Here is an 11,415-nt window from a genome sequence, read left to right as displayed (position 1 = left end):
GAATACACTTTCGTTTGAATTACAAATGTTGTTTGGAGATTATTAAAGCAGAAAATGTACCCAGGAATAATGTTGTGATTATAGCGTAATCAACTATATTCTCTATAAAATCTATAAAATTATTATTGTACTAGATTTATATTCTTTTATCTCAACATAGCTTACAATACGTCAAAAAACCTTAACTATGCTCATTTTTGGTTTTTTCACTATCTATGGTACATTAACAAACAAGTGTCTGATGTACCAAGAGATGAATATTAATCTATATTTTGAAAAGTACGATAAACCTTATAACAGCATAAAGTTGGTTACACATACACTTCAATTCAAGCATCTATAAAAACAAGGAGGAGAGAAAATGAAAAACAAGCTTTTGTGGACTTTCATATTTACACTTCTATTTGGAATGATTATATCTCCAAAAACAATGAAAGCACAGTCAGCTGAAGGATTTGACCCTGCTGACGAAATGTATATAAAAGCAGATACAGACCACTACTGGAAAGGACGTTATTCAAATGGTCGGGTCTTTGCTGAATATATTGCAAAAGAAGTAGCAGGTGATTATGATAATTTAACCAATTATGCAGTTGGCGGGGCTTTTTCCGGTGACATGGCAAATACGGAAGAGGAACAATCCAACTGGTCCTCGTGGCTAAAAGGCTGGGGTGGCGTAGAACAGACAGAAAAGTTTCTTACTGAGATGAACGGAGAGGCAGACCCTGAAGCACTTTATATTATCAGTATCGGCGGAAATGATACATATGCCATTGAAAACTTAGGAGTAGAACGTACAGCAGACCTTTCTAGTGATTATTCACTTGAAATGGTTCAAAACCTTGTAGAAGGAGGCGCAAAATATATCTTGTTGCCAAATCGCTTTGAGGATCAACGGAAAGATTTAACGGATTTCGATGATTTAAGAAATCAACAGGTTGTCCAAAAAGTGGAAGATTATCTTGCTCAAGATAGCACTCCTGATGATGTAGAGGTTATCTATGGACATAATCAGCAGTTACGTGAAAATATTGATGAGCAAGGTTTTGAAAACTTCGGGTATAAAAGCATGGGCTTCTATCTCGTTTCCGATTGGGTTCCAGCTTATGGTTATGGCTTAGCTTCGGAAGATAACAGTGATATCTTTCCTACCAGTGAAGCAGAAGATTTCTATGGGGCCTATGGCCAATACTCAACGGACAGCGAGTATTATAATCCCGAGGCAGCTGATTGGGAACCTGATGATTTCTATACTTACGACGAATATCATTTATCCAACAGAAGTCAAAAACACTTAGCAACATACCTTTTAAATTCTGATATCCATACAGATGACGGCGATGGCACCTTCGAACAAGTTTATAATGGAGAAGTCAGCGGTTTTGCTGAAGCAATTGCTGATGGGACAATTCCTTCCGATTATACGACCGTTTATACTTTTGGCGATAGTAGTATTGATACTGGGCGAGGCTTAGAAGTTACTACCGAGTTAGTAGAAAATCGTGGGAAACCAAAAGTATCTTCCTATGTCGTGACAAATGGTGACAATCTATGGAATATTGCAAAGGAAAATTATCATGGGGAGCAAACCAATGCGCAAATTCTAAAAGAAGTTCAAGCTATTTATCAAGCGAATCAAGATCAAATTCAAAACCCAGATTTAATATTTCCAAACCAAACAATAACATTACCTAAATTGGACGATTCTAAAAGAATGAAATAATATTCTAATCAAAGGAAGCTTTCGTAAAAAGAACTTTACGAAAGCTTCCTTTATCTATGTCATTTGAAATTCCCTCTTTCTTCTATAGTTAATTTACATTTATCCTTTTGATTCTGTTTAATAAGTTTGAGTAAACTAATTGATGCGCTTATTGATTTCTTTCATAGTTCGTTCAATGATAAAAAGTTGTGTTTTCATAGCGGAGAAAAATACTCAAAGATCCAGGAGCTCTCGTAAAAGACATATCATTCATTTTGCGACAGCTCCTGAATAAAAGTTTATGGTTTTTAAATCAAATGAAACCCAGTCTTAAACCCAACGTGTCGTGATAACTTTTTTGCGTGTATAGAATTCAACCCCATCTTTGCCATTAGCATGTAAATCGCCATAGAAGGAATCTTTCCAACCGGAAAATGGAAAGAAAGCCATTGGTGCTGGAACTCCAATATTAACACCCAACATACCTGCATCAATCGTTTCACGAAATTGACGTACACTTCCCCCATCTCTTGTGAATAGGCATGAACCGTTTGCAAAAGGAGACTTATTCGTTACATCTATTGCTTCCTCCAAATTTTTAACACGAATAATAGATAGTACCGGTGCAAAGATTTCATCTTTCCATATCTTCATATCTGTTGTAACACTATCAAAAATAGTCGGCCCGACAAAATACCCTTTTCCCTGCGCGTTGGCATCCTCCCGGCCATCACGCACTAACGTAGCTCCTTCTTTTTCTCCTGTTTCGATATAATGAAGTGTTCGTTCTTTATGCTGCTCACGGATAACCGGACCAAGGAAGACACCTTCATCAAGCCCATTACCAATTTTAACTTCATTCGCTTTTTGAACAAGTTGATCAATAAATTCATCTGCTACAGATTCTTCTACAGCTACTACTGAAGCTGCCATACAGCGCTCCCCAGCAGATCCGAATGCCGCGTTCAGAATTTGCGTCGATGCATTATCCATATTCGCATCGTTTAGTACAATCGAATGATTTTTAGCTCCAGCCAATGCTTGCACACGTTTCAGATTATCCGTGCCGCGTTTATATACATACTCTGCAACTGGTTGAGAGCCAACAAAGGAAATCGCCGAAACCTGTTTATGATCGATTAGACTATTTACCACTTCATGCGCTCCGTGCACAATATTAAATACTCCTTCAGGCAGTCCTGCATCCGTCAACAATTCAGCAAGTCGATTAGCTAAAAGCGGCGTGCGCTCAGATGGTTTTAATACAAATGTATTTCCAGTTGCTATTGCCATCGGAAACATCCAACAAGGAACCATCATCGGAAAATTAAATGGTGTAATGCCGCCAACTACGCCAATCGGATAACGATACACACCCGACTCCAACCCGGATGCAATAGAGGAAAGTTGATCTCCCATCATTAAATTAGGAGCACCTGCTGCAAATTCTACATTTTCAATCCCCCGCTGTACTTCTCCTTTTGCTTCCTGCAAATTTTTCCCATTTTCAATGGTAATAAGTTCGGCCAGTTCATCCGAATGTTCAACTAATAATTGTTGGTATTTAAATAAAATACGCGCCCGTTTTGGAACTGCTAATTCTCTCCATTCCTGAAATGCCTCATGTGCCACTTGTACTGCATAATCAACATCCTCACTGGATGAAACAGGGACATTTGCTATAACTTCTCCTGTTGCTGGATTATAAACAGATTCTGTCTTCTCACTTTTAGGTTCAATCCATTGACCTCCTACAAAATTTTGAAGTGTCTTTTGTTCTATTTTTGATTGTGTCACATTGAGTCCTCCCTACATGTTATTTATATATTGCTATTTTCATAGCAACCCACTACTATTCAATAATGCTACAACCGAAATATCATTCTAGGATGCATTCTCTTTGAAAACTTTTTTTATTACGGACAGGATGAAGTCTAAATCTTCATCTGTACTAGACAACGGCGGACATAGTGTTAGTATATTATTATATCCAGCTACGGTGTCGCCGTTCCTTCCAATAATTAAACCATTATCCTTACAATCACTTATAATTTTCTTTACACGTCCGTCATGTGCCGGCTCCTTTGTCTCTTTATCTTCTACCATTTCTATCCCCATTAAAAAGCCCTGATGTCGAATATCTCCCACATACGGATGCGCTTCCAGTTCCTTCAATTCACCTCTCAATCTATCACCTAAAACAGCAGCCCTATTTGTTAAATTATCCCTTTCTATTATTTCAATGTTTTTTAGTGCTAAAGCACAGGCTGCTGGATTTCCTCCAAATGTATTTACATGGCGGAAGTGGCTATTTTCATCCTCTGAGTTAAATGTTTCATATATATCTTTACGAACAGCTGTAACGGATAAAGGCAAATAAGCACTTGTTAATCCCTTTGCCATCGTGATGATATCAGGCTTTATATCATAATGCATATGTCCAAATGTTCTTCCTGTCCTTCCAAATCCACAAATCACTTCATCAATAATTAACAACACACCATATCGATTACAGATTTCCTGTACCTTTTCCACATATATCGGATCAGGTATTAATACTCCTCCGCCAGTAATCAATGGCTCCATAATAACAGCAGCGATAGTTTCTTTTTGCTCCCATATAATTTTTTCTTCAATTTCTTCGGCTTTTTGTATATTATATTCCTCAACAGATTGCCCTTTAGGTCTTCGATAGTTATCAGGAGGAGCAACATGTAAAAATCCAGAAGTAAGTGGTTCATATTTATATTTACGAAGGGATTGGCCTGTGGCAGCCAACGCTCCTAACGAACCACCATGATAAGCTCGGTAACGCGATATAAATTTATATCGTAAAGCATCCCCATTTTGCTGGTGATATTGACGAGCTATTTTAAAAGCAACCTCATTGGCATCCGAACCGCTATTAGAGTAAAAAATCATATAGTCTTCATCGAGCATTTCATTGAGCTTCTCAGCTAGTTTGATTCCTGGTAAGTGGCTTTGTGTCATTGAGATATATGACATCTCCTTTAACTGATCATAAGCCACTTGAGCTAATTCTTCACGTCCATAACCGACATTTACACACCAAAGACCAGACATGCCATCGAGATATTTCTTTCCATTATGATCCGTAATCCATGAGCCTTTTGCTTCTTTAGCAATCATCGGGTGCGTCTTTTCATCATACTTGGAGATATGATGCCATATATTTTTTTGGTCTTTTGCGAGTAATGATTGCGCTTCCTCTTTTACGTTTTTCATTTAACTTCTCCTCTCTATAAGAATATTAAATAAATACAAAAGCATCGTAAAAAATTTAACTGAGTGTCTAATTACTGATTTTATATCCTTCTAAAAACAACCACTCCTTATGCAACCAATCCATATTGACAACGGTTACAAATTCCATCATACTGTATTATATGAATTTTTTTAATTATTTTCATTTTACAATATGTTAAGTTGTACAGATTCTTTTTTTACAAGTTAACATAAAGAAGCGACAGAGGTACCTTTAATGCCTATATTATAGATCCTATAAACTTTCTTCTTAGCATATTTACAAGTAATTACTCATATCGTAGTTTCACCCTATTTAAATAAATACACCGTTTTCTTTTGTGGAGGTGTGGACCTTGATCGCTAAATTTGAATTAACTATGAACGATATTCTGCAAAGGGATATTTTTAAAAATGCCAAAGTAATTGCAGGAAGTCAGGGTTTAACGAAGCCTGTTAAATGGACACATATATTAGAAACAAATAAATTTGATTCTTTGATCAATGGTGATGAGTTAATTCTGACAACCGGTGCAGGTCTTAAACTTGACTCTTCTACGGAACTAAACCATATGAATAATTTGATTAAGAGAAACGTTGCAGGTATTTGTGTAGAAATAGGCACGCACGTCAATCATATTTCTAATGAAGTCATCCAGTTGGCAGATGATCATCAATTCCCCATTATTATATTTGATCAATTTGTAAAATTTGTGGATATTACCCAAGACCTTCATTCTCTAATCATTAACCGGCATCATCAAATGCTTCATCAATTAAACGAATTGTCAACCAAATTTAATGAACTTTCATTATTACCAAATGGGATTTTAAAGATACTACAAGAAATGTATATTTATTTAAAAAAAGATGCACTTTATATTACAGAAGAAGCACGGTCATATTACTATCCACCAGAAACAAAGCACATTGAACAGAAAATTCGAGCCCATTTCCCCTATTTAAACGAATATAATAAAAAGCAGCGATTAATTCCATTAGATGAAGGAAATTTTGTCTTAGTACCTGTAAAAGGATTAGGACAAATTTTGGGATATCTATGCCTGAAAATACAAGATAACAGTCTGGATAATTTTCTTTTTTCTGTTATGGACCGTGCAGCGTTGGCAATTGCACAAATCGTGTTACGAAATAAAACGATTGAAGAAAGAAAGCAAAATATTGAAAATAACATCGTTCGAAATTTATTACACGGAAAAGATTATGATTCCGATGAACTACAAACATTTTTACCTTTTTCCGCGTCAAATTTTCGGTACCGACTTTTTCTCATTCAAATGGACCAAGCTAATAGTGAAGAAGATGACTGGAATGAATTAAAACTGCAACGTTCTGCGATGTTCCGTTCCTTATTTAAACAACATGGTTTCTATCCTGCCGTATCTGTTGGAAAAAATGATATTGCTATCGTAGCATCCTTTAAAATAAAAGATAATGCCGATCAGGATATTGATAGGTTTTCTTCAATCTTGGATATGATTAAAAATACATATGCTAAGAATATATTTGATAGCAGCAAATGTATTTTTGGCATTAGTAAGGTCAATAAAGATATATCAGCTTTAGCAACGAGTTATCAGGAAGCCAAAAAAGTTCTTTTTTTACAGCGGATAAACATCACATCAGCCGTTTTTTATGAAAATATTGGTGTATATCGACTATTGTTAGACCAACAAAATGAACATTTAAAATCATACATTTATGATTGTTTGGAACCGATCATTAAATATGATAAGGATACCAACAGTGAACTTTTTCGAACCTTGGAAGTATATTTGAATAGCTGCGGTTCCAAAAAAGAAGCTGCAGACCAATTATTTATTGTTCGACAGACATTGTACCATCGTCTGAAAAAAATAGAAGAATTACTTGGAAGTGACTTCATGGAACCAAATAACCGTTTAGCTTTAGAGCTCGCTATCAAGGCATATTATATGTCGCGTGCGAATAGAAATGGTTGAAAGAAACAGATCTTTTAGATTTCTTTCAACCATTCGCTAAATAAGCCTGATTAAGCTTCATTTATTACTAGATCCAAAACGGTTTGTAACATGACATTAACTCCGTTTTCACAATCCTCCCAAGGTGTTAGTTCATCCTCCGAATGACTTTTTCCGTTTATACTTGGCACAAAGATCATAGCTGTAGGAATATAAGTAGCAATAAACTGTGCATCATGCCCAGCACCACTTACCATGCGCTTATAAGAATAGCCGCTATTTTTAGCGGATTTTTCCACTCTATCAACAAGGTTTTCATTAAACCATACGGTATCCCGGTCCCATTGTTTAGTTATTTGTACTTCACATTTTTCTTTACCAGGAGAAGCCGTAAGTTCCTGAATGATTTCCTCCACCTGTCTAATGGTTTCAGAATCTTGATGTCTTGCTTCAATGGTAAACACAACTTTATTTGGTATAACCGTATGAATGTTTGGACTGATATTAATCCTGCCAATTGTATAAACTAATTCATCATCTAATTTATTCATTTTCTCTCGTATTTCTGCAATTAAATTATTTGCAGCAAACAATGCATCTTTTCGCATTGACATAGGTGTTGTACCGGCATGATTGGACTCTCCGGTAATCTCGACTTCATAATTGACCATACCAACCACGCCTTCTACGACACCAATCTGCAAGGATTCACTTTCTAAGACTGGCCCCTGTTCAATGTGTAATTCTAAAAAGGCCGCAGCATCTTTTAACCGATTTTTTTCTTCCCCTTCAAAGCCGCTATTTTTGAGTGCCTCCCTAAATGTCATTCCTTCTGTATCCGTTTTCTGTAACATCGTTGCTTTATCAAATTTTCCTGAGATTACACCGGAACTCATCATAGCGGGCTCAAATCTTGCTCCTTCTTCATTGGTAATATTGGCAACAACAATAGGTACCTGCGGTTTAATGCCACTATGAACAATCGTTCGAACTATTTCCAGACCAGTAAGTACACCAAGCACACCGTCAAACCTTCCTCCTTTTTTCACGGAATCCAAATGAGATCCTACAACAACTGGAAGCTGATTATTATCGACTCCAGACAACGTTGCATACATATTCCCCATATCATCAGAGACAACTGTCATTCCAAGCTTTTCACACTCAGATTGGAAATGCCTTCTTACTTTAATGTCTGTATCCGATAATGCTAAACGGGTAACCCCGTTGTTTTCAGTCCTGCCAAAATCGGCGAACGCTTCAATTGTTTTCCGGAGTCTTTCTCCATGAATTAGAATTTTTTGTTTCTCCATCGTGCACTACCTCCTATTCTGTTTACGTATTATTTACGTCGTTGTTTTGTTGTTGCTGTTTGATGTACAATGTTGCAAAATACTTTCTACTATCTGGGTTGGTTAAACGTATTGATTTTTTATCGGATGTTTTTTTATGCTCAAAATCTACCACATCTCCATCAAGTGTTCCTTTTGAACCGGTTATGATATATCCATCTTTTACTAAATCATCCACTTGACGTTTTTCCGTTTGATAAGCATCATAGCTGGTCAATGTGACATCTCTCCTTTACCTCTTACTTATTTCTGTCTAACAATCTCCTCATCTTCATCAATTACCCAATCACGTCCAACCGTTATGCCCAAATATTTTTCGTCATTCGGATCTTTAATCTCTTCCTGTGGAAACTTTTTGAAGTACCAATACTTAGCCAGCACATAGTAAATGGCTCCTGCTACAACAAACCCCACAATAAATGAATAATCCATAAGAAGAATAGCTGCGAAACCACCAAGCACCCAGGCAAGGAAACCTACAATGTTTACACCTCCGTGATACGTAAACTGTCCTTTATGCTGATAAAGTTCCTGTACATTTACCCTTCTTTTACGCAACAAATAATAATCTACAACAAGAATCCCGCTGATCGCTGATAAAACCGCTCCGAAAAAGAGCAATGCTTGTGTCAATATTTCATAAACACTCCAAGGTTGAATAATTGTTCCTACAATCCCAACAACAAATACCGCTATCGCATTGGTTACCTTAGGCCCAAGTACATTTGAAAAAATAGCAGCAGCAGGAACAATATTTGCAGCCGTATTCGTCGACCATTGTGTCAGGACAATCATGAGAAGTAATATGGCCAACATCCAACCAGATGCAGTCTCTTGCAGAGCAATAACTGGATTAGAGCTGCCAGCAACCATAAATGCTGCCGCTCCAATCATAATCATAAATGTCTCCGTAAGCGGCATGGCAATCAGACTGCCTACCAAATTTGTTTTGTTTCGTTTAAACCAATTTCTTTCATATTTTGGAGCTTTAAAAAAACGTGATATCGTAGGGATGTCACACCCTAACGTTGCCCAAAAACCCATATTTGCAAAAATGACGACCATAAATGCTGTAATGGCCGCTCCTCCCGTGACTGGACTTTCTGCCCAAGCCCAGACGCTGCTTCCACTCTCTGCAATATCTGATGTCAACGTGTGATAAATAATTAAAGAAAGAATAATAATAATTGGAGCAGCGAAATCCGCAAAACGTTCCACCCATTTAATACCGGAAGCAGTATTAATCAGTTGTACAAGCGCAAATATGATATAACATAACAGCCAGTTATCAAAACCTGCGTTGATTGTATGGATAATGGAATTTATGGCTGTTGAACCAAAATACGTATTTAGCCCAAACCAAAATGAAGCTGTAACTGCTCGGGCTAACGATGGAATATGAGTGCCTAAGATACCAAAGGGAGCCCGCATGTAAACTGGAAAAGACAAACCATGTTCAACTCCGATATCTCCAACAATTGAAATAAAGATACCAACTGCAATACAACCGAGCAACGTTGCAAGTACTACCCAAGGTAAGGAAATACTTTGAACTCCAGAAGCTCCTATATCAAAGGTTGCTAAAAGTATGGCCATCCCAACCCACATTGCAAAAAATCCCCTGACTCCAATCTTCCGTTCGCGATGATTAATTGGAAGTAAATCCGGTGATTTTAGGTACGAGTTATTTCCAATATGCTTCCCCATCATTTATCCCCTTTTTATTTATTGAGCAGGCTGTTTAACTTATTAACAGCCTGCTCCTTAATTACTCATTTACATTCACTAACCCTCCACCTTTTTACGGATTATTTTGTAAGAAGTCGTACACATGGTAAATCTAAACATTAGTTGCTGCTATTCATCTCTCGTAAGGCCGCTTCTCGATCATTCCATGACATTGGCGGTTCGGTTGGCTTAAGGTCAATCATGTCAATCGCTCCTTCAACCGGGCAAACGATGGAACAGAGATTGCAGCCTACGCAATCGTCTTCTCTCACCTTTAAATAATCATTACCATGTTCATCTACCAGCATATCGATACACTGGTGAGAAGTATCTTCACAAGCAATATGACACTTATTGCAATTAATGCAAACATCATTATTAATACGAGCAACCATTCGATGATTTAGATCCAAATCGCTCCAGTCTGTATATTTTTCTACTGATTTGCCAATAAGTTCACTGACAGAAGCAATCCCTTTATCATCCAAATAATTACTTAAACCCTCTGTTAAATCTTCAATAATACTGAATCCGTGATGCATGGCTGCTGTACATACCTGTACACCACCAGATCCCATCAGCATAAACTCTACCGTATCTTGCCATGTCGAGATACCACCAATACCTGAAATTGGAATATTAAAATCGGGTTGCCGTGCGCATTCACCAATCATATTCAGCGCAATCGGTTTCACAGCAGGACCGCAATATCCGCCATGAGCAGCTTTTCCATTTACATTTGGAGTTGGGTTCCAAGTGTCCAAATCAACGCCTACTAAACTGTTAATCGTATTGATCATACTAACAGCATCAGCGCCGCCACGTTGTGCAGCTCTAGCTGTGGCAGTTATGTCCGTAATATTCGGCGTTAATTTCGTGATGACCGGTACTTCTGCAACTTCCTTGGCATATAGCGTTGATTTTTCAACTAAATCCGGATGTTGCCCCACCGCTGCTCCCATTCCCCGTTCAGACATCCCATGTGGACAACCAAGATTTAACTCAAATCCATCTACACCTACATCCTGAACTCGTTTTACAATTTCATGCCATTTATCCCGCTCGGGTTCCACCATTAATGATGCAATAATAACGCGATCCGGAAAGCGTTTTTTTGTTTCATAGATTTCTTTTAAATTTTCCTCAATAGGTCTGTCAGAAACTAATTCAATATTATTAAAACCTGCTACTCGTTGACCATTAAAGTGATGCGCTCCGAAACGAGAAGTCACATTCAATACCGGTTCACAAAGTGTCTTCCATACGGCACCTCCCCATCCTGCTTCGAATGCACGCTGAACTTGGTATCCTGTATTCGTTGGCGGTGCAGATGCAAGCCAGTATGGATTAGGCGATTTAATTCCTGCAAAATTAATGCTGATATCAGCCATATTCATCCTCCCATCTA

8 protein-coding genes are annotated in these 11,415 nt (G+C 37.6%); 2 read left to right on the top strand and 6 right to left on the bottom strand.

Translation table 11 applies throughout. The features are described from left to right. Positions 1-361 precede the first annotated feature (361 nt). Complete coding sequence (locus B7E05_RS04425) at positions 362-1,723, top strand: SGNH/GDSL hydrolase family protein (protein ID WP_080872819.1); 1,362 nt, start codon at positions 362-364, stop codon at positions 1,721-1,723. 309 nt (positions 1,724-2,032) lie between these two features. Here B7E05_RS04425 and B7E05_RS04420 read toward each other — a convergent pair whose 3' ends face one another. Both B7E05_RS04420 and B7E05_RS04415 read right to left on the bottom strand, forming a co-directional pair. Next, a complete protein-coding gene (locus B7E05_RS04420) occupies positions 2,033-3,484 on the bottom strand; it encodes a CoA-acylating methylmalonate-semialdehyde dehydrogenase (protein ID WP_425435105.1) in 1,452 nt (483 codons plus the stop codon). Between the two features lie 102 nt (positions 3,485-3,586). Beyond that, positions 3,587-4,948 (bottom strand): aspartate aminotransferase family protein, encoded by a 1,362-nt coding sequence (locus B7E05_RS04415; RefSeq protein ID WP_080872816.1) that lies wholly within the window; start codon positions 4,946-4,948, stop codon positions 3,587-3,589. A gap of 374 nt (positions 4,949-5,322) precedes the next feature. Between B7E05_RS04415 and B7E05_RS04410 the strand changes: the two genes are divergently transcribed. Further along, a complete protein-coding gene (locus B7E05_RS04410) occupies positions 5,323-6,948 on the top strand; it encodes a PucR family transcriptional regulator (RefSeq protein WP_245832955.1) in 1,626 nt (541 codons plus the stop codon). 50 nt (positions 6,949-6,998) lie between these two features. On the opposite strand, the gene B7E05_RS04405 is transcribed toward B7E05_RS04410, so the two are convergent. The 4 genes from B7E05_RS04405 to preA form a co-directional block, all read right to left on the bottom strand. Continuing rightward, on the bottom strand, positions 6,999-8,240 hold the full coding sequence (locus B7E05_RS04405) for a Zn-dependent hydrolase (RefSeq protein ID WP_080872815.1): 1,242 nt from the start codon (positions 8,238-8,240) through the stop codon (positions 6,999-7,001). A 22-nt stretch (positions 8,241-8,262) separates the two neighbouring features. Next, a complete protein-coding gene (locus tag B7E05_RS04400) occupies positions 8,263-8,496 on the bottom strand; it encodes a hypothetical protein (protein ID WP_080872813.1) in 234 nt (77 codons plus the stop codon). A 26-nt stretch (positions 8,497-8,522) separates the two neighbouring features. Further along, on the bottom strand, positions 8,523-9,986 hold the full coding sequence (locus B7E05_RS04395; RefSeq protein ID WP_080872812.1) for an NCS1 family transporter: 1,464 nt from the start codon (positions 9,984-9,986) through the stop codon (positions 8,523-8,525). Positions 9,987-10,126: 140 nt separating this feature from the next. Then, complete coding sequence (gene preA / locus B7E05_RS04390) at positions 10,127-11,398, bottom strand: NAD-dependent dihydropyrimidine dehydrogenase subunit PreA (RefSeq protein ID WP_080872811.1); 1,272 nt, start codon at positions 11,396-11,398, stop codon at positions 10,127-10,129. Positions 11,399-11,415: the final 17 nt, after the last annotated feature.

The organism is Oceanobacillus timonensis (assembly GCF_900166635.1).
In the GTDB taxonomy this organism is placed as follows: domain Bacteria; phylum Bacillota; class Bacilli; order Bacillales; family Amphibacillaceae; genus Oceanobacillus; species Oceanobacillus timonensis.
The sequence above is the reverse complement of the archived record's forward strand: the minus strand, read 5'-3'. Positions and strand labels throughout refer to the sequence as shown.

Excerpts from the sequence above, each read along its gene's own strand:
- B7E05_RS04425 (WP_080872819.1), top strand. The coding sequence starts at position 362 with ATGAAAAACAAGCTTTTGTGGACTTTCATATTTACACTTCTATTTGGA.
- B7E05_RS04415 (WP_080872816.1), bottom strand. The coding sequence starts at position 4,948 with ATGAAAAACGTAAAAGAGGAAGCGCAATCATTACTCGCAAAAGACCAA.
- B7E05_RS04405 (WP_080872815.1), bottom strand. The coding sequence starts at position 8,240 with ATGGAGAAACAAAAAATTCTAATTCATGGAGAAAGACTCCGGAAAACA.
- B7E05_RS04395 (WP_080872812.1), bottom strand. The coding sequence starts at position 9,986 with ATGGGGAAGCATATTGGAAATAACTCGTACCTAAAATCACCGGATTTA.
- preA (WP_080872811.1), bottom strand. The coding sequence starts at position 11,398 with ATGGCTGATATCAGCATTAATTTTGCAGGAATTAAATCGCCTAATCCA.